19 protein-coding genes are annotated in these 23,286 nt (G+C 69.4%); 6 read left to right on the top strand and 13 right to left on the bottom strand.

The features are described 5' to 3' along the window. Positions 1-31: 31 nt before the first annotated feature. The 3 genes from menC to ABZ911_RS35215 are packed head-to-tail and all read right to left on the bottom strand — an operon-like array spanning position 32 to position 3,277. Positions 32-1,144 carry an o-succinylbenzoate synthase gene (menC, locus tag ABZ911_RS35225; RefSeq protein ID WP_358066176.1) on the bottom strand — a complete coding sequence of 371 codons (1,113 nt, stop codon included), beginning with the start codon at positions 1,142-1,144 and terminating at the stop codon, positions 32-34. Continuing rightward, the gene (locus ABZ911_RS35220) at positions 1,141-2,028 is read right to left on the bottom strand and encodes a GNAT family N-acetyltransferase (RefSeq protein ID WP_358066173.1); all 888 of its coding nucleotides are present in this window, start codon (positions 2,026-2,028) and stop codon (positions 1,141-1,143) included. The genes menC and ABZ911_RS35220 overlap by 4 nt, the downstream gene beginning before the upstream one ends. A 28-nt stretch (positions 2,029-2,056) precedes the next feature. Continuing rightward, positions 2,057-3,277: a M20 family metallopeptidase gene (locus ABZ911_RS35215; RefSeq protein ID WP_358066171.1), complete on the bottom strand. Its 1,221-nt coding sequence runs from the start codon at positions 3,275-3,277 to the stop codon at positions 2,057-2,059. A gap of 242 nt (positions 3,278-3,519) precedes the next feature. On the opposite strand from ABZ911_RS35215, the gene ABZ911_RS35210 reads away from it, so the two are divergent. Then, positions 3,520-4,728 carry a lipid-transfer protein gene (locus tag ABZ911_RS35210; protein ID WP_358066168.1) on the top strand — a complete coding sequence of 403 codons (1,209 nt, stop codon included), beginning with the start codon at positions 3,520-3,522 and terminating at the stop codon, positions 4,726-4,728. Next, on the top strand, positions 4,725-5,645 hold the full coding sequence (locus ABZ911_RS35205) for a proline racemase family protein (RefSeq protein WP_358066165.1): 921 nt from the start codon (positions 4,725-4,727) through the stop codon (positions 5,643-5,645). The genes ABZ911_RS35210 and ABZ911_RS35205 overlap by 4 nt, the downstream gene beginning before the upstream one ends. Here ABZ911_RS35205 and ABZ911_RS35200 read toward each other — a convergent pair. The 3 genes from ABZ911_RS35200 to ABZ911_RS35190 all read right to left on the bottom strand — a co-directional run bounded on the left by ABZ911_RS35200 (position 5,607) and on the right by ABZ911_RS35190 (position 9,151). Continuing rightward, positions 5,607-6,869, bottom strand: coding sequence for a helix-turn-helix domain-containing protein (locus tag ABZ911_RS35200; RefSeq protein WP_358066162.1), 1,263 nt, complete (start codon positions 6,867-6,869; stop codon positions 5,607-5,609). The genes ABZ911_RS35205 and ABZ911_RS35200 overlap by 39 nt on opposite strands. A 76-nt stretch (positions 6,870-6,945) precedes the next feature. Next, positions 6,946-7,635: a pyridoxamine 5'-phosphate oxidase family protein gene (locus ABZ911_RS35195; RefSeq protein ID WP_358066159.1), complete on the bottom strand. Its 690-nt coding sequence runs from the start codon at positions 7,633-7,635 to the stop codon at positions 6,946-6,948. Positions 7,636-7,804: 169 nt separating this feature from the next. After that, complete coding sequence (locus ABZ911_RS35190; RefSeq protein ID WP_358066156.1) at positions 7,805-9,151, bottom strand: glycoside-pentoside-hexuronide (GPH):cation symporter; 1,347 nt, start codon at positions 9,149-9,151, stop codon at positions 7,805-7,807. A gap of 76 nt (positions 9,152-9,227) precedes the next feature. On the opposite strand from ABZ911_RS35190, the gene ABZ911_RS35185 reads away from it, so the two are divergent. Genes ABZ911_RS35185 through ABZ911_RS35170 form a run of 4 tightly spaced genes read left to right on the top strand, consistent with a single transcriptional unit; the run spans position 9,228 to position 13,457 of the window. Next, positions 9,228-10,010 (top strand): GntR family transcriptional regulator, encoded by a 783-nt coding sequence (locus ABZ911_RS35185; protein WP_358066153.1) that lies wholly within the window; start codon positions 9,228-9,230, stop codon positions 10,008-10,010. Then, positions 10,007-12,010, top strand: a complete 2,004-nt coding sequence (locus ABZ911_RS35180; protein ID WP_358066151.1) for a hypothetical protein — start codon at positions 10,007-10,009, stop codon at positions 12,008-12,010. The genes ABZ911_RS35185 and ABZ911_RS35180 overlap by 4 nt, the downstream gene beginning before the upstream one ends. Beyond that, positions 12,007-12,771, top strand: coding sequence for an SIS domain-containing protein (locus tag ABZ911_RS35175; protein WP_358066149.1), 765 nt, complete (start codon positions 12,007-12,009; stop codon positions 12,769-12,771). Before ABZ911_RS35180 ends, ABZ911_RS35175 begins: the two co-directional genes overlap by 4 nt. Further along, on the top strand, positions 12,768-13,457 hold the full coding sequence (locus ABZ911_RS35170; protein ID WP_358066146.1) for an SDR family oxidoreductase: 690 nt from the start codon (positions 12,768-12,770) through the stop codon (positions 13,455-13,457). The genes ABZ911_RS35175 and ABZ911_RS35170 overlap by 4 nt, the downstream gene beginning before the upstream one ends. A gap of 582 nt (positions 13,458-14,039) precedes the next feature. On the opposite strand, the gene ABZ911_RS35165 is transcribed toward ABZ911_RS35170, so the two are convergent. From ABZ911_RS35165 to ABZ911_RS35135, 7 genes are read right to left on the bottom strand one after another with little or no spacing between them, the layout of a single operon-like run. Then, positions 14,040-15,869, bottom strand: coding sequence for a 2Fe-2S iron-sulfur cluster-binding protein (locus ABZ911_RS35165; RefSeq protein WP_358066143.1), 1,830 nt, complete (start codon positions 15,867-15,869; stop codon positions 14,040-14,042). Beyond that, positions 15,866-16,648 carry an enoyl-CoA hydratase-related protein gene (locus ABZ911_RS35160; protein ID WP_358066140.1) on the bottom strand — a complete coding sequence of 261 codons (783 nt, stop codon included), beginning with the start codon at positions 16,646-16,648 and terminating at the stop codon, positions 15,866-15,868. The genes ABZ911_RS35165 and ABZ911_RS35160 overlap by 4 nt, the downstream gene beginning before the upstream one ends. A gap of 20 nt (positions 16,649-16,668) precedes the next feature. Further along, complete coding sequence (locus tag ABZ911_RS35155; RefSeq protein WP_358066137.1) at positions 16,669-18,513, bottom strand: CocE/NonD family hydrolase; 1,845 nt, start codon at positions 18,511-18,513, stop codon at positions 16,669-16,671. Further along, a complete protein-coding gene (locus ABZ911_RS35150; protein WP_358066134.1) occupies positions 18,510-19,556 on the bottom strand; it encodes a membrane dipeptidase in 1,047 nt (348 codons plus the stop codon). The genes ABZ911_RS35155 and ABZ911_RS35150 overlap by 4 nt, the downstream gene beginning before the upstream one ends. Positions 19,557-19,614: 58 nt before the next feature. After that, positions 19,615-20,562 carry a threonine/serine dehydratase gene (locus ABZ911_RS35145; protein WP_358066131.1) on the bottom strand — a complete coding sequence of 316 codons (948 nt, stop codon included), beginning with the start codon at positions 20,560-20,562 and terminating at the stop codon, positions 19,615-19,617. Beyond that, entirely contained in the window at positions 20,559-21,713 is a 1,155-nt protein-coding gene (locus ABZ911_RS35140) for an acyl-CoA dehydrogenase family protein (protein WP_358066128.1), read from the bottom strand. The genes ABZ911_RS35145 and ABZ911_RS35140 overlap by 4 nt, the downstream gene beginning before the upstream one ends. A gap of 24 nt (positions 21,714-21,737) precedes the next feature. After that, positions 21,738-23,255 carry an AMP-binding protein gene (locus ABZ911_RS35135; protein ID WP_358066125.1) on the bottom strand — a complete coding sequence of 506 codons (1,518 nt, stop codon included), beginning with the start codon at positions 23,253-23,255 and terminating at the stop codon, positions 21,738-21,740. Positions 23,256-23,286 lie beyond the last annotated feature (31 nt).

Here is a 23,286-nt window from a genome sequence, read left to right as displayed (position 1 = left end):
TGATGCTATCCCGTTCGTCGAACGGGACATCTCATCGGGGAGGAACGGGCACCCATGTCGTCATGACCGTGACGGCATCCAGGACGTCCTGGATCGGGGTGACGCCGAGCCCCGGTCCGGTCGGCACAGCGAGGTGTCCGTCCTCGAGGCGGAACGGCGGCGTGATGTCGGTCCGGTAGTAGCGGTCGGACGCCGAGGTGTCGCCGGGCAGGGTGAATCCGGGCAGCGCGGCGAGCGCGACGTTGGCGGCGCGGCCCAATCCCGTTTCGAGCATGCCGCCGCACCAGACCGGGACGCCTTGCGCCGCGCAGACGTCGTGAATCCGCCGGGCTTCGAGGTAACCCCCCACCCGGCCCGGTTTGATGTTCACGACCTGGCAGGCGCCCATCGCGATCGCGTCAGCGGCGGCGCGAGCGGAGACGATCGACTCGTCGAGACAGATCGGCGTGGCGATCTGCTTGGCGAGCCGCGCGTGCCCGAGAAGGTCATCCTCCGCCAGTGGCTGCTCCAGCAGAAGGAGGTCGAACGGGTCGAGCCGGGCCAGGTGCCGGGCGTCGCCGCGCCCGTAGGCGGTGTTCGCGTCGACCTGCAGCAGGATGTCGCCGAACCGTTCGCGCACGGCGCGGACCGGCTCGACGTCCCAGCCAGGCTCGATCTTCAACTTGATCCGCAGGTAGCCCGCGTCCAGGTAGGCGCCGACCGTGTCGAGCAGCTCGGGGATCGACTCCGTGATCCCCACGGACACCCCGCACGGCACGGTGTCGCGGATGGCGCCGAGGGCGTGGCCGAAAGAGACGCCGCGGGCGCGGAGATCCGCGTCCAGCACCGCCGTCTCCAGTGCGGCCTTGGCCATGCGGTGGCCCTTGAACGGCGCCAGGGCCGGGGCGACCTTGTGCGCGGACAGGTCCGTCACCCCGGCCAGCGCCGGGACCAGGTAGCGGCTCAGGGCGTCGGCGGAGGCGTAGGTGTACTCCGAGGAGTACAGCGGCGCCGTGCCCGCGCCGCATTCGCCCCACCCCTCGGCCTCGTCGGTGACGGCGCGCAGCACCAGTGCCTCTCGTACGGTCTCCGTGCCGAACGACGTCCGGAAGGGCGACACAAGCGGCACCTGGATGGTGCGGATCTCGACTCCGGTGAGCTTCACTGCGTCTCCTGTCTGTCCATGATGTACCAGCCTGCGCGGTCGAAGCCGCGCACCCGCGCACCCTCTGAGAGGAGTTCGCCTAGAACGTCCCGCAGTGCCGTACGCCACTCCGCGGCGCAGGCAGGGTCGCTCTCCCGCATGGCCTCGACGTCGCCGGGGACGCCGACGAGCACGGTGCGCGCGTCGGCCCGTCCCACGACCGGCCCGCCCGCGGCGGAAACGCCCAAGGCCGCGACCGCACCTCTCGCGCGGGCAGCCTCCGCATCGGCCGGCCTGGGCCGGCCGTCGCAGGCCGCTTCGGCCTCGGGTGACTCCAGCCGCCACCGGACCAGGACCCGGTCGGTGTCGTCGCTGCGGTTGATGTCGTCGTCCATCGGGCCGTAGAAGTTCGGGAGGTACTCGGCCGGATCGGCGGCCAGCTTGGCGATGTTGAAGTAGGCGTTGCGCCGTACCAGAGGGTCGTACGTCCAGCAGACCTCACTGACGCCGCGCGACATCGCCCAGGCACGTTGGTGCAGCTTCAACGCGAAACCGACGTTGCGTCCCTGCATGCGCGCCAGCACCCCGGCGATGTGACTGTGCAGGGCCCCGCGCGCCGGAGGGGAGAAGAAGCCGAAACAGGCGCCCACCAGCTCGCCCTCGTCGAAGGCGCCGCTCACGTAGCTGCCCGCCTTCGTCATCGCGCGCAGCAGGTCGGCCGTCACCGGAGGGTTGTTCTCGCCCGTGCGCCAGATGTGCTCGTACAGACGGCGGACGGCCTCGAGCTCGCTGACGCTGTCCAGGGGGCGGATGTCGACGCCCGCTATGTGCGCGGCCGCCTCGGCTGCGGCGCATGCCGCATCGACAGGCCGGGACTCGCGACGGTCGCGGATGAGATCAGTCACGCCGGTCATGGTTTCAGCCGGTTCCGCTTCATAGATGGTCCGAGCGCACGGCAGGAGGGGGCCCGTTTCGTTCGGACGGACAACCCGCCGTCGCCAGCAGCTCGGCGACCAGCGCGGTGAGCAGCCGCGTTCTCTTCGGCAGCTCTGCTACGAGCACGTGCTCGTCATCGGCGTGCGCACCGCCGCCGACCGCCCCCAGTCCGTCGAGGGTGGGCGTGCCGACACCCGCGGTGAAGTTCCCGTCAGAGGCACCGCCGACGGCGACCGAGGTGAGCGGGCCGACCCCGAGGTCGTCCGCGAGCCGGCGCGCCCGATCGAACAGGTCCTTCGACGCCGTGGCCGGGAGTGGCGGTCGATTCGGGCCGCCGCTGACCTCCACGCCGGCGCCGGGCAGTTCCGGCCGCAGGCCGTGCAACGCCGCATGGACGCGGTGCTGCTCGGCGGCCTCCCATACCCGGACGTCGACGTCGAAGCGTGCCGATCCGGGAATGGTGTTCGCCGTGGTGCCCGCCTCCAGACGGGTCGGCGTGACGGTCGTGCCCAGCGCGGGATCGCCCAGCTCCACCACGGCCATGATCTGGCGGGCCGCCTCAACCGCCGCGTTCACGCCACGCTCCGGCTCCAGGCCGGTGTGCGCGGCCCGTCCCCGCACCAGCACCTCGTAGCGTGACACGCCCTTGCGTTCGGTCTTCAAGGCCCCGCCGGGCCCGGCGGCTTCCAGGACCAGCGTTGCCGCACACTGTCGCGCCTCGTTCTCGATGAGCTCCCGTGACGAGGGTGACCCCGGCTCCTCGTCACCGGTGACGAGGAGGGTCACACCGTCCAGGTCGTCCAGCGCCGCCAACGCGTGGAACGCCATCACCAGCCCCGCCTTCATGTCGAAGCATCCCGGTCCGCGCAGCACCCCGTCGCGGACCTCGAACGGGTGCCTCTCCAGCGAGCCGACCGGCCACACCGTGTCGTGGTGCCCGATCAGCAGCACCCGCGGTTCGCGGCCGAAGCGCCAACGGACATGGGTGCGCCCGTCGATGACGATGCGCTCCGCCTCCGCTCCCAGGTGCCACGCACCGACCTCAGCGACCATCTCCGCGCTGCGGGCGACCGCGGCCAGGTCGTCGGACGGGGACTCGCAGCGCACGAGCCGTTCGATGTCGGCGATCAACGCAGCTTCGCGCGCTTGTTCGTGGGGCCCGGGCTGAGCACCGGCCCTTCGCAGGTCCCGGTTGGCCACGGCGCGGTGTCCTGTCATGGTGGATACCTCCAGTCGACGCATCGCTCAAGCATCGTCAGTCACACCGCGAGCGGACCTGTCCGGTAGGCCAACATCGGCGCGTGAGGTTGGGATGCGACGATGAATCGAGCCTCGGTGGGGCGCATTCCTGCTGCGACCCGACCAGATGTCGCAATCGAGGACTGCAACGTTCATCGGCTGTCGGATGCCGAAGCGTGGGGTCGAAAGACAGTCTGGCGACCATGGTCGAGGAGAAGATCGTGAGCAAGGTCTACGTCATCGGCGTCGGCATGACGAAGTTCGAGAAGCCCGGACGCCGGGAGGGCTGGGACTACCCGGCGATGGCCAAGGAGTCCGGCACCAAGGCGCTGGAGGACGCCGGGATCGCGTTCGAGGAGATCGAGCAGGCCCACGTCGGGTTCATGTTCGGCGAGTCCACCTCCGGCCAGCGCGCGGTCTACGAGCTCGGCATGACCGGGATCCCGATCACGAACGTGAACAACAACTGCGCCACCGGGTCGACCGCGCTCTACCTGGCAGCGAACGCGATCCGCGGCGGCCTGGCCGACTGTACGCTCGCGCTGGGCTTCGAGAAGATGCGGCCCGGTTCGCTGAGCGCGGCGTACGAGGACCGCGAGTGGCCCCTGAAGAAGCACGTCCAGGCGCTGGCCGAGATGCGTGAGTTCTCCTCCCCGCCGGCCCCGTGGATGTACGGTGTCGCCGGGTTGGAGCACAACGAGAAGTACGGCTCCACGCCGGAGCACTTCGCGAAGATCGCCGAGAAGAACCACCGGCACTCGGCGAACAACCCGTACGCCCAGTTCCAGGACGTCTACACAGTCGAAGACATCATGGACGCCAAGATGGTCTACGCCGAGGCGGGCCTGACCAGGCTGATGTGCTCGCCGACGTCCGACGGCTCCGGCGCCGCGGTGCTCGCCAGCGCGCGGTTCGTCGAGGAGAACGACCTCGGTGACCGCGCGATCGAGATCGTCGGCCAAGCGATGGTCACCGACATGCGCTCGACCTTCGACACCAACAGCGCGATCAACCTGGTCGGCACGGACATGAGCCGGAAGGCGGCGGAGAAGGTCTACGCCCAGTCCGGGCTCACCCCGGACGACGTCGACGTGATCGAGCTGCACGACTGCTTCGCCCCGAACGAGCTGTTCACCTACGAGGCGCTTGGCCTGGCCAAAGAAGGTGAGGCGCACATGCTGGTCGACAACAATGACACCACCTACGGCGGCCGCTGGGTGGTGAACCCGTCCGGCGGCCTCATCTCCAAGGGCCACCCCCTCGGTGCCACCGGCCTCGCCCAGTGCGCCGAGCTCACCTGGCAACTCCGCGGCGAGGCCGACGCCCGCCAGGTGGATGGCGCAGCCGTCGCCCTCCAGCACAACATCGGACTCGGCGGCGCCGTCGTCGTGACCGCCTACCAGCCCGCCAACCGTAGAGGCACGCTGTGACCCCGCTGGCATTCGGAGACACCGATGGCCAGCCAGTCGCTTGTTACGACGCCACGGCCGTGACCCATTCCGCGTCGCGGATGCGCGAGGTGTCCTCCCTGATGGCGGACACCCTGGAAGAGATCCGGCGTGACTACTTCGAAGCGCGGACCGGGGACCCCGGCGCGATCGTCGCGGTTCTGGTCACGCCCGTCCAGAGAGACGCGGACTACGGGCTGGTCTTCGTGGCCGCCGACGGACCACTCGGTGGCTGTGGTGAGGCGAGCATGTTCGCCGCGATGCTCGTTCTCGGGTCCCGACCTGAGGTGAGGCTCGAGACGGGCGCGGGCTTGATCACCGCTCGGTCTTCAGGGGAGGCCGGCATCGTCCTCACCATGCCTCTGGGGACCTCTCGGGTCGACGTCGCCGAAGTCCACTACGAGGGCAAGCAACTCCAGGTCCGTACCGTGACGGCCGGAGGCAACGTCTTCGCCGCGGTTTCCGCGGCCGAGCTGGCGTTGGAGATCTCCGCCGCAGAGGCGCACGCCCTCACTGAGCGTGGCTCAGCTCTGCTCAGAGCCCTCCGCGCGGGCGCGCCGGCCCTAGCGCGACCGAACATGCTCCTGCTCACCACACCGGTGAACTCTGCGCGCACGACGAGCGCGGTGATCTGGGGCGACGCGATCCTGAACATGGGACCGTGCGGCACCGGCACGTGTGCTCGCTACATCCTGGCGGTCGAGGACGGCGACGTGGTTCCGGGCAGCCGCCTGGCGCACGTGAGCCCGTTCGACAATGCCTTCACGGCGAGCTCCGTTGACGGTGATCTGCACGGCTCACCGGACAGGCCGATCCAGATCGAGATCTCAGGCCGTGTGACCGTGACCGGCGGCGAGGCGTCAGGGCGCCCGCCGAGCGGGACTTCCTTCGTCGGCTGAAGCCGATCGCAGCCCCAGGAGGGTCGCGATCTTGAGGCCGAGATGAAAGGCCAGTCGATCCCCGCCGTTCGACAGCTGGGCACCCGTCAACTCCTCGATGCGCTGGAGCCGGTAGTAGAGGGTGGTCCGGTGAACGTACAACTGCTCGGCAGTCGCCGGCCCGTCGCCCGCGTTCTCGAGATACGCCTCAAGCGTGTCGACCAGTTGCTTGCCCTTGGCGCCCGAACTCAGGAGATCAAGGAGTCCCCGCGGCACGCTTGAGGCGCTCAGCTCCCCCTCCGGGATCCGGGCGAGTACGCCGTACACGCCGAGCTGGTCGGCTCGCACGATCGTGCCCAGGCCGTCGACGAGGCGAGCGACCCGCCCCGCCCTTTCGGCATCACGATGGGAGCGGTAGGCGTCCGCGAGATCGTCGACGACCTCGCCGACCCCGATCAACGGGGTCGTACCCGGCAGGTCACGAACCAGGTCCGCGAGCAGATCCTGACAGAGGCGATCCCGTGCGCGACCGCTGATCAGTGGATCCCTGTCCGAGAGCACCAGGAGTCCGTGGTCGCGCCGAGCCAGACCCAGGTGCCGCCGTTCGCTGAGTCTGCGACCGGTGCCGTCGAGTCGACCCTCCAGCGCACTGCGCTCCTCGTCCGACATCGTTCTGCGGCCCGCGTGGAGGGAGACGACGAGGACGAACAGCGGCTCGTTCGGCACGAAGAGCTCGGCCTCCAGCAACTTCTCAGCCGCTGCACGCCGCGCGGGTGCTTCGGAGGCGAAGATCAGCTCGGTCGCCAGCTCCCTGACCTGGGCTCGGTACAGCTCACCGGCCAACTGCTCGCGCTGCATGACCACCGCAAGACTGTCGGCCGCGCTGAGTGCGGTGGCGAGTTCGTCGCCGGAGAGCTCGGTCTCGCCTTCCAGGATCCACAGGAACCCGACCAGAAACCCGTTCCTACGGATCGGAAGGCACAAGCGCTGCTCGGTCCCGCCGATGCCCTCATTGAGCGGAGGACGCAAGGGCCCTCGAGCGTTGAAGGCACCGGCGGAGCGGAGCCACGCGGCCACCTCGGGAGGCAGGTCTCTTCTCAGGATCGTCTGCTGTCGGAGCAGGTCGATCGGTTCGTAGACGTGCGACGAGAACGCGATCTGGTGCATCGTCGGGTCGTCGACGGACACGTTGCGCTTCAGGCTGTGGCCGAGGGCGTCAGTCAGACGCTGGAGTTCGGACGCCATGGTCACCATGCTATCCGCGCCACCCGGCGTCGAAGCTGACAATCAAGCTCCCCTCCGGCGGCCCCACGAGCCTTGCTCAAACCCCGGATCGGTCCTCGCCCCATCCCACGAGGTGGTCGGGAACGGGCATACCCGCCGGCACGTAGTCGTCCGGCACTGGGGAACCAGCGACAACCCTGAGCGGGAGCTGACCTGCCCAGACGGGCCGGGATCGGTCGGCGTCCGCATCATTGGCATCACCGGTGCGTACCTTTGCCGACACCTCGGTGATCGGGAACGAAACGAGGAGCACGGATCGCAGCTCGGCGTCGGTGAGAGGACGAAGGAACGGGAGCCGACCCGGAGCCCACTTGTCGATGAGCGCATGCATCCGCGGCAGCACCTCGTCCAGATCTTCGACGGCTCGTCCCTCCCCCATGACAACAGCGGATCGGTAGTTGACCGAGTTCTGGAGAACGCTGCGTCCCAGGACGACCGAGTCGATCACCGTGGCCTCGATACACACCGGGGCCCCTGCCGCGACCTTGTTCATCATGCGGTTCTGCCGCGCACCATGGATCAGCAACTCGTCACCGATCCTGACGTGCAAGGTCGGCAGTACGACCGGATCCCCGCCGTCTACGAAGGCCACGTGACACAGCAGCGCATCGTCGAAGATCGACCGAACAAGGTCCAGGTCATACGACCCACGCGCGGGACGTCGCCGAATCTTGACCCGCTCACTGACGGGGGCGGGTTTCTGGGCCTTCGACGATCGTTCGGTCATGGAGTAGATGCTTCCGGACCCGAGGTCGCAGCTCTAACGACGAGCGTCGGAAACTTCGGTGCGCCTCCTCGACACGCGACGCAAGCCAAGGACGACACAGCCGCTCTACGGTTCAGGTGACGACCGGCGGCAGCCGTACGTCCCGCAGCCCGAAGTCCGCGAACAGCCCTCACGAAAGAGCCTCCTGGCGTCGTTCGGCGAGCTCGGCCGCGACCCGCTCCGACAGTTCCCTGGTCACGGGGTAGGCGAGGAAGATCGCAGCGCCGGCCAGCAGCACGGCGGCAGGCAGCAGCGTCATCGCGAAGACGATCCCGTCCAGCGCCTGTTCGCTCTGCCGGGCGCCGCCCACGTAACCGGTGAACGCGAGCGTGTAGGCCACCATCGCGCCGCCCAGCCCAGCGCCCGCCTTGGCGGCGAAGGCTGCCAGCGAGGTGAACGCGCCCTCCGCACGGTCGCCGAAGCGCCATTCGGCGTAGTCCACGAGTTCGGCGATGGTGGCGTTGGCCGCGGTGAGCGTCGCGCCGCCGCCCACGGCCGTCAGCCCCATCAGGACGAGGACCAGCGTGACGTTCGAGTGCGCCAGCCAGATCACCACGGACGGCCCGGCCGACAGCATCAGCGCGCCCAGCAGGGCGGCCTTGAGCCCGATGCGCCGGATCAGCGCCGGCACCAGCAGCGCGCCCAGCATCGTCGGCGGCACCATGGCCAGGGCCGCGATGCTGATCAGCGACCTGTCGCCCACGTTGTAGGTGAAGTAGTAGACGCTGGCGCCGCCGGCCGCGATGGCGGTCGAAGCGCTGAGCTTGGCGGTGACCAGGACCATCGCCGCCCGGTTCGTCAGGATCAGCGTGACCAGCCGGCGCAGGCCGTACCGCTGCGGGTTCACCGGGCGGACGCGCTCGCGCACCCTTCCCGGCACGATCGCCATGATGGCCAGCGACGCGAGGACCAGGCAGAGGGCCCAGACCTGCCAGCCCGTCCGCTCGTCGGCGAACGAGGAGACCACCGGGATGGTCGCCACGTTGATCACCAGCACGCCGAGGATCCGCCCGAACGTCGACAGCCCTGCCAGGCGCGATCGCTGGGCGGTGTCGGCGGCCATCGTCGGCAGCAGTGAGATGAACGGCAGGTCGACCAGGTCCGCGACGAAGCCCCAGACCAGGTAGGTGACCCAGGCGGCCAGCAGCGGCCACGGCGTCCAGAGGGGAGCGAAGAAGACCGAGAGGAAGCTGACGGAGGCCAGGAGCGCGCCGGTGAACAGGTACGGGCGGTAGCGGCCTCCGCGCCTTTCGGGGAGGTGGTCGATCACGTACCCCATGAGCGGGTCGCCGACCGCGTCCAGGAGCCTGGCCACCAGGAGCAGCGTGCCGACGGCCGCCGCGGCCAGCCCGACCACGTCGGTGAGGTAGATGAGGATGTAGGAACCGATGGTCCCGCTCAGGAGGTTGATCCCGAAACCGCCGCCGAAATAGGCGAGCCGCTCGCCCCTCGTCGTCTGCCCAGTTAAGACGGCCATGACCGAGCACCTCCGTTGACACGGATACTGTTGGCGGAAAAGATACGGTCGTCCGTACAAATTGGGAAGAGGGCGGATGACCGACATCGACTGGGCGCGGCGGCTGGCACTCGAACCCGGCGCTGCCGTACCGCTCTACTACCAGCTGCGCGAGCGCCTGCGCGTGGTGATCGCCGACTGCGCCCCCAACACCCCCATCCCCGCCGAGAAGGACCTGATGACCTTCGCGGGGGTGAGCAGGGCGACCGCGCGGCGGGCGATCGGCGACCTGGTCCAGGAGGGCCTGCTGGTGGCCAGGCAGGGCAGCGGCACCTACACGGCGCCGCTCGGGGTCGCCTCCGAGCTGGGCGCCAGGCCCGCGGGCTTCACCGAGACGATGGCCAGGCTGGGACGCAAGCCCACCACGCGGGTGCTGGAGGCGAAGCCGCGGCCGTGCCCCGCCGCCGTGGCGCCCGCGCTCGGTCTCGAGGCCGGAGCGGAGATCGTGTTCCTGGAGCGGATCAGGCTCCTCGACGGCGAGCCGTGCATGATCGAGAGCGCCCATCTCCCGTCGGAGCTGGTGCCGGGCATCCTCGAAGAGGATCTGACCGGCTCGCTGTACGGCCTGCTGCGGCTCAGGTACGGGCTGAGCCCCGCCTCGGGCAGGGAGACGATCGGCGCGGTCAACGCCGACTACCGCCTGGCCGAGCTGCTTCACGTCCCCATGGCCGCGGCCCTCCTGGCGACCAGCAGGACCACGGTCACCGAGGCGGGACTGCCCCTGGAGTACACGATCCGCCACGCCAGAGGCGATCTGGCCGTCTTCTCCGTCGAGCTCAACGACGCGAAGAACGTCCTGCTCGGCCAGGCCAGGCCATGAGCTCCTTCGGCGAGTGGACGCTCCTCCACGGCCTGCCCGCGTTCTCCTACACCATGGACCAGGAGCGCGACCCGCGCGCGCGGTGGGACCCGATCCTCGACCCGCCGACGCGGCGGCACGTCGTCCACCTCGGGAACCGGCGGATCACACTGGTCGCCGACAACTCCGGCCGTTCCGACCTGTTCGACGAGCACACCGGGCTGCGCTGGCTGACCCGCGGCACCGGCGTGAGCAGGATCGGCGAGCTGTCCACCGCGGGAGCCACGGCCGAGCGCCTGTTCGGGCCGACGTTCGCGGTGGTGCGGGTGGCCGACGAACGCGTGTCGCTCGAGCGCACGGTGCTCTGCCCCGAGGGGGAGCAGCCGTGGGTCCTCATCCGGCTGCGGGTGCGCAACCTGACCGGCGAGCCGGTACGGCTGGCGCTGACCGAGGAGTGGGAGTCCCGCCCCGCCGACGTCAGGCTGATCAGCGGTCCTGTTCCCGCGGCGGATCCCGGGCTCGAACTGGAGCTGCTGGGCGGGGAAAGAACCGGGTCGGGACGGCTCACCGTCACGCTCGACCTCGAAACCGAGACGATCATGGAGTTCCGCTACGGCCTCCTCACCGAGTGCACTGTCGGATTCAAGGGCGCCGGCTTCGAGGACAGCCTGGCGAAGCTCGTCGCGCGGCTGCCGCGGGCGCATGCCGTACAGGCTCCCGAGGCCGAGCGGGAGATCCCGTGGCACGCGGCGCTGCTGACGGGTGGCGCGTGCGCCGACGGCCTGCTCGGCGGCCACACGCTGGACCAGGGCTCGTGCTACTCGTTCAGGCACGGCTTCAACGGGGCCGCGCGTGATCCGCTGCAGCACGCGCTGCCGCTCGTGTACACCGAGCCCGACCTGGCCCTGTCCGTGCTGCGCAACACGTGCGCGTGGGGAAGCCCCGACGGGGACCTGCCGTACGCGCTACGGCCGGACAAGTCGCCGTGGACCGACCTGTTCCGGCCGTCCGACCAGAACCTGTGGACGCTGTGGCTCGGAGTGGAGTACCTGGCCGCGACGGGGGACGTGCGGGCGTTCGGCGAGGCCGTGCCGTACCACCCTGTGCACGCCGCGGAGGCGGTGCCGCTCGGCGAGAACCTGCGCCGCCAGTTCCGCTTCTTCGCCGACGTCGTGGGCCGGGGCGAGCACGGGCACGTGCGGATGCTCAACGCCGACTGGAACGACCTGGCGATCTCCACGAGCGGCGTGCCGAGGGAGGAGATGATCGAGCACGGCGAGTCCGTGCTGAACTCGGCGATGGCCGCCTGGGTGCTGCCTCGCTACGCGGCGCTGGCCGAGCGGCTCGGCGACCACGCGACGGGGGCCGAGGCGCGCAAGCTCGGCGAGGAACTACGGGACCTGGTCGCCGGCGAGTGGAACGGGCGCTGGTTCCGCCGCGCCTACGGTCCCGGAGCCGTGGTCGGCGAGGACGACCTGTGGCTGGAGGTCCAGCCGTGGGCGATCCTCTGCGGCGCCGCCTCGCCCGTGCAGGCCCGCGGGCTGCTGGAGCGGATCGAGGACACGGCCGCCGCGGGGTCACCGCTGGGCGCCAGGGTCAGGTGGCCCGCCGCACCGGGAGCCGGCGGCGCGATCTGGTACGCGATCAACATGACACTCGTCTGGGCCGCCGCCGCGCACGCTCCGGAGCTCGGGTGGGCCTGGTGGCGGCGGATGTCGCTGGCCGCGCACGCGGCGGCCTACCCCGACGTCTGGGAGGGCACGCTGTCCGGGCCCGACGCCTACCTGCCGCCAGAGTCGGTCCGCCCGGGCCGCACCTGGGACCTGGCCGGCGTCGGCGTCGCCATGCAGGCCTACCCGGTGGCCAACCTGCACGCGCACGCCCAGCCGTTGCTGGCCTACCTGCGGCTCCTGGGCGTCGAACCCGAGATCTCAGGCGGACTCCGTATCGGCGGCGGGGCCTCGTTCGAGAGCAGGGTGCTGACCGTCGGCGCCGCACTCCATGGAGGGACACCGGCATGAGGTGGATCAAGCGCGCGATCGAGCTGCTCGGCGAGATCGAACGCACCCAGGAGGAGGCGATCGAGGCCGCGTCCGCGATCGCGGCCAGGGTGATCGGCAGTGGAGGAGTCGTGCACACCTTCGGCACCGGGCACTCCCGGATGGGCGTGGAGGAGATGTTCCCCCGGTACGGCTCGTATCCGGGCTTCCATCCCGTCGTGGAGCTGTCGATGACGTTCTACACGCAGGTCGGCGGGCCGAACGGGATGCGGCAGGCGATGTTCATCGAGCGGGTCGAGGGACTGGCCGAGCAGATCCTGGCCAACTACGAGCTGCGGCCGACCGACGCGGCGATCGTGTTCAGCGTCAGCGGGCTGAACGCGGTCCCGATCGAGATGGCCATGGGGCTGCGCAAGGCGGGCGTGCCCGTGATCGCGGTGACGTCGATGCGGGAGACGAACGCCGTCGAGCCCGGCCACCCGAGCGGGACCCGGCTGGCCGACCACGCCGACGTGGTGATCGACCTCTGCACACCCGTGGGCGACGCCTTGTGCAGGATCGACGGACTGACCGAGCCGGTCGGCCCCGGCAGCACGGTGGCCGCCGTCGCCGTGGTCAACGAGATCAAGGTCCGTACGGCCGAGCGGCTGGCCGAGGACGGCCTGGTTCCGCCGGTCATCTCCAGCGCCAAGCTCGTCGGGCCGCGGCGAGCCGAGGAGCTGTTCGAGGCCGCCTATCTGGAGCACGCCCGCAGAGCGGCCGAGGTGCTGAGGAAGCCATGACCGTCCTGGTGGCCGGATCGCACGGCGGCATCGGCAGGGCCTGCGTCGAGGCCGTGGAGGCCACCGGCGGCACGGCGTTCGGCGTCGATCTCGCCGACGGCATCGACATCACCAGGCCTGGCGGCGCCGAGCAGGCCGTCGCCACGGCGGTGGCCGCCCACGGGAAGCTCACCGGAGTCGTGCACGCGGTCGGCATGTCCGGCAGGTCGCTGGGCGACGGTGGCATCGCCGACTGCGGCGACGCGGCCTGGAGCGAGGTGCACAGGGTCAACCACGAGTCGGTGTTCCGGCTGCTGCGCGCCGCCGTCCCCGTCATGGAGGAGGGCGGGTCGATCGTGGTGATCGGCTCGGCGCTGGGCACCTCGATCGACGACGACTTCCGTACCGTGGCGTACGCCTCGGCGAAGGGCGCGCTCATCCCGCTGATCAGATCGGCCGCCCGCGAGGCGGCCCCGCGCGGGGTGCGGATCAACCTGATCTCCGCCGGTCTGGTCGCCACCCCGATGAGCCGCCGAGCCCAGGCCGACCAGGTCATCCAGGCCAGGCTCCCCGAGCTCATGCCCCTGGGAGCCAGGCTCTGCGCCCCCGCCGACGTCGCCGCCGCCGTCTTCTGGCTGCTCTCCCCTGCCGCGCATCGCACCACGGGCGCGGTCATCCCGGTCGACGGCGGCTGGCACCTGCGGTGAATGTGCGCGGGGCTCGGCGAGGTGGCGAAGGCGGCGCTGACCGGAACCCGCACGCCGCCTTCGCGCTCCGCGGCAGGTCAGCTGATCCACGGAGAACCTGTCGCCCGACCCCACCAAGCGGGGGGCGGGCAGGGAGATCGGCACCACCGACGTGATCAGGCCGCCCGACTTGGTGGCCGTGTTGACCGAGCCCGCCCGCGCCCTGGGAGTGGCCGACGGCGCCGACCTTGGTGACGTCGAGCTTTCCGTAGAAGACGCTGGCCGGATCGGCGTTCCTGTCGACCAGGTACCGTGCGGCGTCGATCATCTCCGAGCCGGTGCCCGTCGTCTTGTCCGTCGAGGCGACCACCGCGAAACCCCAGGACGCGAGCTGGTTGAGCACGCCCGAGTACTGCGACGGCACCGCGTTGGTTCCGTTGCCCCAGGTGATGATCGGATGCCTGAAGCCTCCGGCGCCGAGATCGGCCGGGTGGTGTACAGCCTCCACATGTTGTACGGATGACCGTATCTTTGACTGGCCCAGAACCACAACTGGGTGCACGGGCTCGCTTCCTCCAAGCTCGCCATCCAGCAGCAGGTGCTCTAGGCCGACATGGTCGTCGGCGGCTCCTCGGGGGCCGATCGCAGCCGTAGTGTGACCGGCCCGGTCGGCACCGCGGAGCAGGCCAGCACCACCCGCGAACCCGGCGGAAGTGCCGGATCGACGAGATACGAGACTTCGCCCTGCACCAGGTCGAGCGCGCAGGTGCCGCAGGCCCCGGACCGGCAGGAGTAGGGCACGGGTACCCCGTGTTGCTCGGCCAGCTCAAGGAGCGTGCCATCGGCGTTCGTCCAGGTCGCCTCCGTGCCTTCGGGAAGGTAGGTCACCGGGTGTGGGCCTGGACTCGGCGCGGGTCGTCGGATAGGCGGGTCGGTCGCAGGCGAGAGGAACGGGTCGGCATGGATACGATCCGCGTCGACCCCAGCTGCCCGGAGGGCTCGGGACACCGTGTCCACGAAGTCGGTCGAGCCACACACCAGTGCCTGTGCGTCGACATGGCGGTCGCCGGGCAGGACGTCGAGGACGTCGCGCGGGGTGGGACGTCGCGCGGCCGCGCTCGCCGGACGGGTCTCGAAGAGCGTGGCAGTCCCGCCGGATCGCCGAGCGTGCTCGACAACCTCGGGCCACAGCGCCGCACTCTCCTTTCTGACGTCGACGTGCAGCACGGAGACCGGGCGGCAGTCGGCGGCCGCCACCAGCTGCTGCAACACCGCAGCCACAGGGGTGATGCCGATGCCGGCACTGACCAGGTACAACGGCCGCTGCTCCCGGGAGAGCGCCGGGGCCCCGAACGGACCCGAGACGAGCAAGCGGTCGCCGCTGACCAGCGACGCGAGGCGCTTCGAGACCTCCCCGCGCAGACGCACCGTGATCCGAAGCCGGTCGTCCCGCCGACCGGAGACGCTGTAGGCGCGCCAGGTCAGCCCACCGTTCGCGGTGGGCAGGTGCACCCGGACATGCTGGCCGGCCATCACCGGCAGCAGGTAGGGCTCGCGGAGCCACAAGCTGACCGTCCGGGCGTCCTCGCGAACCATCTCGACGACCTCGGCCTCCCGCGGCCATGTCCGCGTCACCTCATGGCGTTCCCTCAGCCCGTCGACGAGCCGAGTGGGGTCGGGCCGGCCACCCACGACCACCGTCGCGCCGACGCGAAGCCGGGTGGGCTCGACCAGGCGCGCGTAGACACCCAGGTGCGGGTGGCCGACGGCTCGGGCGAGCATGGAGGGGAGCTCGAGGTCCCGCTCCCCGGTGCTCGGGTTCGCGGACGTCGCGCGGCAGCGCTGGATGGGGCGGATCACCTCGACCTCGCAGTCGCCGAGCCGGATCCGCCGACCCACCCAGGACAGCTCGGCGAACGCGGACAGGCCGTCGAGGTGAACGTTGGCGCGGAATCGCCGGGTGTCGAGCACACAGCCGGTGAGTCGCTCGAGCGCACGCACCGAGGCCAGATTGAGCAGGGACAGTTCGGCGTCCGAGCAGTCCCACAGGCCCGACGCGTCGGCGTGGACGAGGCGCAGCCCAGGGTCCCCGAACCACTGGCGCAGGACGGCCTCCTGGTCTTCCGGAGGCTGGTCCGAACGCACCGACGGCCCGCCTGGGTGAGCGCGGTGGCGGAGCTCGACCACGCCGGGCCCGAGCATCGTCACCGTGACCTGCGTCATGTCTGGATCGCGCGCCACCTGCTTGAAGGCCGATCGCGGCCGCCACGTCGTCCGGAGCGGCACGGGCTGGTCGCCACGCGCGATCGCGAATGAACGGTCGTGCAGCGCGCCAGTGCCAGGCAGGACGTCGACCTCACCGACCGACACGCCCACGGCGCCCTTGACCGGGTACACCCACAACGAGTCGACGAGGGATCTCTGTGGGATCAAGGCCGGCCCAGCTGGTCGCGATAGACCGGCACCCGGTGCTCCCGGAGCGCGGCGACAGCTTCCTTGGCGTCGGGCTCCGCGGCGAGACGCCCGGTCATCCGCTGCTCGAACTCGTAGCCGGCCTTCAGGTCCATGAACTCGATGGTGTTCATCGCCTCCTTGGCATGGCGCAGCGCGGCCAGGCTGTGTCGCGTCATCTTCTCGGTCAGACCGAGCGCCGTTTCGAGCACTTCGTCGTCCGGGACGACCCGCAGCACGGACCCGAACCGGACGAGATCGGAGGCGGGCCACGGGTCGGCCGTGAAGTACATCGCACGCACGATCGGTTGTGGAATCAGGCGGGCGAGGTGGGCGGCTCCGCCCATCACGCCGACGCTCACCTCAGGCGTCCCGAAACGAGCGCTCTCACCGGCCACGACCACATCGCAACTCGCGGCGATCGCCAGACCGGTACCGAGCGCCGCCCCCCGGACCGCGCCGACCACCGGAACCGGGCAGTCGTAGATCGACGCGAAGGCGTCCCGGACCAGCCGCATGCGTCCTGCGGCGTTGGCCTCGGTCAGCGTGAGGAACTCCTCAAGCTCGTTCCCTGCACAGAAGTGCTTGACGGCGCTGGTGAGCACGACCGCCTTCACTTCCGGCAGTACTTCGTCGAACCGGCCGAAAAGGTCGCGGATCTCCTCGTACATGCTCAGGTTGACCGCGTTGACCGGTGGCTTGTTCATCGTCACGACGGTGGTCGCGCCGTGTTCTCGGATGGACAGGTACTGGTAGGACATTCGATCCCCTGCGCTCTTGATCAGGTGGTCGGACAGATGGGCAGCACCACGTGTGAGGGGTGCGACGCGTCCCGGTAGACGGTCTGTGTCGCCGCGATCGGATCTCCTGGCGCGCCACCCAGGTTGGTGTTCCGGTCGAACCGCGGGAAGTCGGCGGAGCTGATGTCGACGCGGATCCGATGGCCGGCCTTGAACCTGTTCGCGGTGACCCACATGTCGATCTCCAGCGGGTAGATCTCACCGGGCACGAGGGGTTGGGCGCCGCGATCGAGGTCGCGATACCTCGCCCGCAGCAGACCGTTCTGCAGTTGGACGGCCCGCCCGTCCGGGGAGACATCGCTCAGCCGTACGGCGAAGTCGGTGTCCACCGCGGACGAGCTCGCGTAGAGCACCATCCGCAGTTTGCCCACGACATCGAAGTCGTGCTCCAAAGGCTCCGTGGTGTAGGTGAGGACGTCGCTGCGCTGCTGGACCACACTGACGTCCACACTTCCGGGCGGATAGACCCAGGAGACGATGCTGCCGCCCACGGTCGGGGTCGGGTCGAGCGGGTCGTAGACGTACTGGTCCGCAGCCTGCTGCTCCCGCGGAGCCGCGGCGCTCAGCGTCCCGTCAGCACCCAGGTAGAACGGCGTGTCCTCGGCCTCAGGAAGCGGCCAGTCGTCCGCGCTGCGCCACTCGTTGGCGCCCATGAGGTAGTAGATGACGCGAGGCCAGTCGTCGATCGAGCCGTCCCGCACGGTCTGGTACCAGCGCAGCGTGAAGTCGACGTTGGACCAGTGGTTGTGCTGCAGCTCCGGGTGCTCCCCCATGCGTTCCTTGTATCCGGGGAGGTTGTGCGCGGACGGGGTGATGATGATCCGGGCCTGGGAGCGCAGCGGTTCGGGCGCGTGCTCGCGCAGGAGCTCCCAGGTGGCCAACGCGTCGTTGATGAACCAGTCGTACCAGCCGGTACGCAGCAGCGGGATCGCCTGGAAGTCGGCGACCTGCCGCGCGGGGTCGACGGCGGGCAACGTGTGCCGGTCGATCGAGATGCCCTGGCCGAAGAGGGGCCCGATCTGCTCGGCGTCGACCATGGTGACGTGGGGTGACCCTGTGACACCCCGGATGAAGTCGGCCCGTTCCGCGCACGTCAACGAGCAGTAGTGCGCCCACAACCACGCCTGCGCCTCGACCGGGGACAGGCCCTTGAGCGCGGAGAACGACTCCGCCAACTCCGCCAGCAACGGACTGACGAACGGCTCGTTGAAGAAGCCCGTCGACAAGGTCTCGTCCAGCATCATCGGCTCGAGCTGCCAGAACGGTACTTCCGTCTTGTCCGCACCGTGGCCGATCGTGCGCGCGAGGGCATTGACCACCATGTGGTACGACGCAGTCTTGACGCCTACCCCGATACCGCTGACCTCCGGAAGGATCGTGGTCATCTTCGGGTGTGTCGCCATCGGCCACTGCACCTGACCGACGTACGAGCCGCCGACGGAACCGATGAACCCGTCGCACCAGCCCTGGGCGCTGACCCACTCGACGAAGTCGTAACCGTCCTGGGGCTCGAACATGTAGAAGTCGTGGTCCTCGGGTTCACTGCCACCCGTGCCGCGAAGGTCCTGCACCGCCACGACATAGCCCCGGCGCGCGAACGCGATGAAGACCGCCACCAGCCGGTCGGAGTCGCGACCGTAGGGAGTGCGCACCGCGACCACCGGGGCGGGCAGCTCTGGGGGCAGGTAGAGATCGGTGGCGAGTCGGACGCCGTCCCGCATCGTCACGAACACTGTCTCGATCGTGATGTCGGCCGCGGCGAACGCGACCGGCGTGCGCGGTTCCCTGCTCATCAGCATGTACTGGAGGTCATCTGACACAGTCATCTGGTCGGCCTTCCCATCACTTCACGGAGAACGCGCAACACGTTCTCGCCGAGCACCTGGCGAATGTCTGACTCCTCGAACCCGCGGCGCACCATCACCTCGGTGATCTTCGGCAGGTCTGAGGGGCGGGAGATCTCGGCCGGCAGGTACGCACGGCCACCGGTGGGGGGAGCCCATCCGCCGAGCCATCCGCCGAGCACGTTCTGGTAGTAGTCGTCGATGAAGTCCGGTCCCAGACCCACGTGGTCGATGCCGGCCACGTCGATGACGCGCTCGATGTGGTCGACGACGCGATCGGCCGACGGACTGGTCGGGTCGATGAAGGACGGAATGGCGGCCGCGACTCCGATGACCCCGCCGAGCTCGGCGATCGCCTTGATCTGCTCGTCGCCGAGGTTGCGGTGGCTGTCGGTGATGCCCAGGCACGCCGAGTGCGTGGCCAGGAACGGTCGCGTCGCCAGGGAGAGCACATCCTCGACGCCGGCGATCCCGAGATGGCTGATGTCGAAGACGATGCCCAGCTCGTCAATCTCGCGAAGCGCGGTGATGCCCTCCGGAGTCAGGCGGCCGCGCGAGGTCGTGTCCAGGCCGCTGCCGTCGGCCAGGAAGGTGCGGCCGAAGTGCGCCATGGAAACCACCCGGACCCCCACCCGTGCCATGGTGCGCACCAGCGCGGGATCCTGCCCGACAGCATGGGCGCCCTCGAGGGCGATGATCAGAGCGATGCGCCCGGACGCGGTGGCGGCGTCGACGTCGGCGCCGGTCAGGCACACCGCCACGTCGTCGCTGTGCTCGGCGGCGAGTTCATGGATCCGCTCGACCAGCAGCAGGGTACGGCGCAGGGCCCCCTCGGACTGGAACTGATCTTCGATGCAGATGGGCAGCACCTGCACGTCGACGCCCCCGGCACGCAGCTCCGGCAGCCAGAACCGGGCGAAATGGTCAGGTTGTTCCCGTCGGTCGAAGTGGTCCACCAGCAGGATCAGGTCGTTGTGCGTGTCGACCACGACAGCGTCACTGTGCAGTCGATGTGGATCAGCCATGCGTGCCGGCTCCTCTCGTTCAGGTTCGCCAGGTGGACGTCTTGGAGCCGAAGGAGACTCAGGACAGGGTTGCCGGGTCGCTGTTGCCGCCGCACACGCTCACAGCGACGCGTTCGTTCGCCTCGGGCACGTAGCCGCCGTTGACGAGCGCCGCGAGCGGCGCGGCGGCGCCCGGTTCGGCGCAGATCCTCAGCTCGTCCCACAGGCGTTGTCGCGCATCGAGGATCGCCTCCCCCGGCACGACCACGACCTCGTCGATCGCGCGCTGAGCGATCTCCCACGCGATGGCGCCGATCCGGCTCGCACCCAGCGCGTCGGCGGCGACCCCGCCGACGCTGATCGTCACCCGCTCAGCTGCCGCGCGGGCCGCGGCGAGTGTGGGTGAGCCCGACGCCTCGACGGCCACCACACGTACGCGGCGGTCGAACCAGGCGGCTATCCCGCCGACGAGACCGCCGCCACCGCACGCCACGAGCACCGTATCGACGTCCGGGCACTGCTTCTCCAACTCCAGTCCGACGGTGCCCTGGCCGGCGACGACCTCCATCTGGTCGTAGGCGTGCATGAGCAGCGCCCCGGTCTCGGCCGCTCTGCGCTCGCTCGCCACCACGGCCTCCGCGAAGTCACGGCCGACCTGGTGTACGCGCGCCCCGTAGTGGTGCAGCTTCGCGATCTTGACCGCCGGGGCGGTTTCGGGAACGAACACCTCGACGGCATGGCCGAGCTGCTTGCCCACGTGGAGCAGTGCGAGAGCGGCGTTCCCGCCCGAGGCGATGACCAGGCCCGCGGAGGGCACGTCCTGGGTCAAGGCTCGGTTGAAGACTCCCCTGGGTTTGAACGACCCGGAGTGCTGCAGCAGCTCGAGTTTGAGCACCAGCGGTGCGTCGACGCCGAACGTCCCGGGCGCCACCTCGATGAGCGGCGTCCTTCGCACGTGACCGTGAATCCGGTCCGCGGCGGCCGCGACATCGTCCGACGTGGGGACCGGGACATCCGTCCCGTTCACAGCGATCGGGAGATGAGGTCCTTCATGACCTCGTTGGCTCCGCCGTAGATCTTCTGGGCGCGCGCGTCGGCGTACAGGCGGGAGACGAGGTATTCCCGCATGTAGCCGTACCCGCCGAAAAGCTGTAGACATCGATCGGTGACGTCGCACTGGTTCTGGCTCAACCACCACTTCGCCATCGACGCGGTCGTGGGATCGAGGGTGCCGGCGATGAACTTCTCGACGCAGTCGTCCAGGAAGACCCGGGAGGTCCGTACGACTGTCGCCAGCTCGGCGAGCTCGAACTTGACGTGCTGCATGGCGAACAGAGGCGCGCCGAAGACGTCACGGGTCTTCGTATAGGCAATGGACTCCTCCAGCGCGCGTTCCATGGCCGCCACCGCGTTGACGCCGATGACCAGGCGCTCCCGGGGGAGGTCGCGCATCATCATCCCGAAGCCCGCGCCCTCCTCCCCCAGCAGGTTCTCCGCCGGCACCAGCACGTCGTCGAAGAACAGCTCCGAGGTGTCCTGGCTGTGCATGCCCAGCTTGTCGAGCACCCGCCCACGCCGGAATCCCGGCACGTCCGCCGTTTCCAGGACGAGTAAGGAGATCCCGTGGCGACCCGCCGCCGGGTCGGTCTTGGCGACGACGATGATGAGATCGCATTGCGCACCGTTGCTGATGAACGTCTTGGACCCATTGAGCACGTAGTGGTCACCACTGCGCGTGGCACGTGTCCTGACGTTCTTGAGGTCGGTGCCGGCACCGGGTTCGCTCATGCCGACCGCGCCGATGATGTCACCGGTCGCCATCCCGGGCAGCCAGCGCGCTTTCTGCTCCTCGGAGCCGTAGGCCACGAGGTAAGGGGCGACCACCCCGCTGTGCACCGGGTTGCCGAGCCCGGTGTCCCCGGAACGCGCTTGCTCGCTGAACACGACGGCGTCGTGCGCGAACGTGCCCCCTCCCCCGCCGTACTCCTCGGGCACCTCGCAGCAGAGCAGTCCGAGCGCCCCTGCCTTGCGCCACACCTCCCTGTCCACGTACTTCTGCCGGTCGAAGCGTTCAAAGTGCGGGACGACCTCGGTCTGGAAGAAGTCGCGGGCGACTTCGCCCAGCGCGGCCCCCTCGTCATCGACCCAGCGCGGCCGTGCGACGGTTGCGGTGCTCATTGATTCTCCTCCTGCCGAGTGCACTCAGTTCACGGCTCGGTCGCGCTCGCCCCAGAAGCGCGCTCGCAGTTGCTTCTTGTCGACCTTGCCCAGGGGTGTGAGCGGCAGGGCGTCCAGGAACTCCAGACTCTTCGGGGCGTGCACAGGTCCCTTGAGTTCGCGGACGAGGGCGATGAGCTCCTCGGACGTCACGGTCGCACCGGGGGTTCTGACGACGAAGGCCGTCACCGCTTCGCCCCACTTCGGGTCCGGAACTCCGATCACCGCCGCCGCCGCGACCTCCGGATGCGTCACCACCGCGTCCTCGACTTCTCGCGGATAGACGTTGAACGCGCCGGTGATCACCATGTCCTTCTTGCGATCGGTGAGGTACAGGAAGTTGTCCTCGTCCAGGTAACCGACGTCGCCGGTGTGCAGCCATCCGTTCCGCAGGGTCTCCGCGGTCAGCTCGGGCTGCTTCCAGTAACCGTCCATGACCAGCGGACCGCGAACGCAGACCTCTCCCCGCTCGCCGACTCCGCAGGGCTGGTCGTCGTCGTCGAGGATGGCGACGTCCAGCGTCGGGTGCGGCTTTCCGCAGGATGCGAGCAGCTTGGGCCGCCGCAGGTCGTGGTCCTCCTTGCTGAGGCACGTGACGGTGTTCGGCGCCTCGCTCTGTCCGAAGAACTGCACGAACACGGGCCCGAACACATCGAGAGCCTGCTCGAGCCGGTCGGGTGACATCGGCGCCGCGCCGTAGAGGATCGTCTGCAGGCTCGACAGATCCGCGGGGTGTTCGGCGAGGTGGTCGAGCAGCACGTAGATCATGCTCGGTACGAGGAAAGTCGCCGTGATCCGGTGTCTCTGGACGGTCTCGCAGAACTCCGCAGGATCGAAGCCCTTGGTGAGCACCACGCTTCCGCCCTGATGGAACACCGGCGGCACTATGCCCGCGAGCGCATGGGTCAACGGCGTCGAACCCAGGAACCGGAGCTCGGTGGGGAGCTGCCAGTGCGCCACGCTGAGGTAGAGGTGCGTGACCAGCGAACGATGGGGCAGCATCACGCCCTTGGGCCGGCCGGTGGTCCCGCCGGTGTATCCGAGTAACCCGATGTCGGACTCACGCGCCAGTGCGGGGATGGACCTGTCCGTGTCAGGGCCTGCCAGGACGTCGGACGGCGATCCTCCGCCGATGTGAAGCACCTGCGGACCTGCTTCCAACTCGGCCGCGAGAGCCGCACCGTGGTCGGCGTACTGCGACCCGTCAGCGACGATCGTCGTGATCTCGGCGTCGGCGCAGACGGTGACGTGGTCCGCCAAGGAGCCCATCGGATGCAACGGGGTGTACCGCGCACCCAGCGACATCGCGGCGATCAGCGTGGCGAACGCCTCGGGTCGGTTGGGGGCGAGCATGGCCACGCCGTCCCCCGACTTCACCCCGGCGTCCTGCATGGCGAACGCGATCCGTGCGATCAGCCGGCGTAGCTGTTCGTACGACAGGTCGCCGGTCGGGGTGATGAACGCGACGCGATCCGGATAGTTCTGGAGCGAGCGCGAAACCATGTCGACGAAGGTCGGCCGACGATAGAGATCT

Source organism: Nonomuraea sp. NPDC046570 (genome assembly GCF_040645915.1).
Lineage (GTDB): Bacteria > Actinomycetota > Actinomycetes > Streptosporangiales > Streptosporangiaceae > Nonomuraea.
Note: the sequence above shows the minus strand (reverse complement) of the source record. Positions and strands in the feature narration are given on the sequence as shown.

Excerpts from the sequence above, each read along its gene's own strand:
- ABZ911_RS35160 (WP_358066140.1), bottom strand. The coding sequence starts at position 16,648 with ATGTCCTACCAGTACCTGTCCATCCGAGAACACGGCGCGACCACCGTC.
- ABZ911_RS35135 (WP_358066125.1), bottom strand. The coding sequence starts at position 23,255 with ATGGTTTCGCGCTCGCTCCAGAACTATCCGGATCGCGTCGCGTTCATC.
- ABZ911_RS35195 (WP_358066159.1), bottom strand. The coding sequence starts at position 7,635 with ATGACCGAACGATCGTCGAAGGCCCAGAAACCCGCCCCCGTCAGTGAG.
- ABZ911_RS35155 (WP_358066137.1), bottom strand. The coding sequence starts at position 18,513 with ATGACTGTGTCAGATGACCTCCAGTACATGCTGATGAGCAGGGAACCG.
- ABZ911_RS35215 (WP_358066171.1), bottom strand. The coding sequence starts at position 3,277 with ATGACAGGACACCGCGCCGTGGCCAACCGGGACCTGCGAAGGGCCGGT.
- ABZ911_RS35175 (WP_358066149.1), top strand. The coding sequence starts at position 12,007 with ATGAGGTGGATCAAGCGCGCGATCGAGCTGCTCGGCGAGATCGAACGC.
- ABZ911_RS35185 (WP_358066153.1), top strand. The coding sequence starts at position 9,228 with ATGACCGACATCGACTGGGCGCGGCGGCTGGCACTCGAACCCGGCGCT.
- ABZ911_RS35150 (WP_358066134.1), bottom strand. The coding sequence starts at position 19,556 with ATGGCTGATCCACATCGACTGCACAGTGACGCTGTCGTGGTCGACACG.
- ABZ911_RS35200 (WP_358066162.1), bottom strand. The coding sequence starts at position 6,869 with ATGGCGTCCGAACTCCAGCGTCTGACTGACGCCCTCGGCCACAGCCTG.
- ABZ911_RS35170 (WP_358066146.1), top strand. The coding sequence starts at position 12,768 with ATGACCGTCCTGGTGGCCGGATCGCACGGCGGCATCGGCAGGGCCTGC.
- ABZ911_RS35140 (WP_358066128.1), bottom strand. The coding sequence starts at position 21,713 with ATGAGCACCGCAACCGTCGCACGGCCGCGCTGGGTCGATGACGAGGGG.
- ABZ911_RS35190 (WP_358066156.1), bottom strand. The coding sequence starts at position 9,151 with ATGGCCGTCTTAACTGGGCAGACGACGAGGGGCGAGCGGCTCGCCTAT.
- ABZ911_RS35180 (WP_358066151.1), top strand. The coding sequence starts at position 10,007 with ATGAGCTCCTTCGGCGAGTGGACGCTCCTCCACGGCCTGCCCGCGTTC.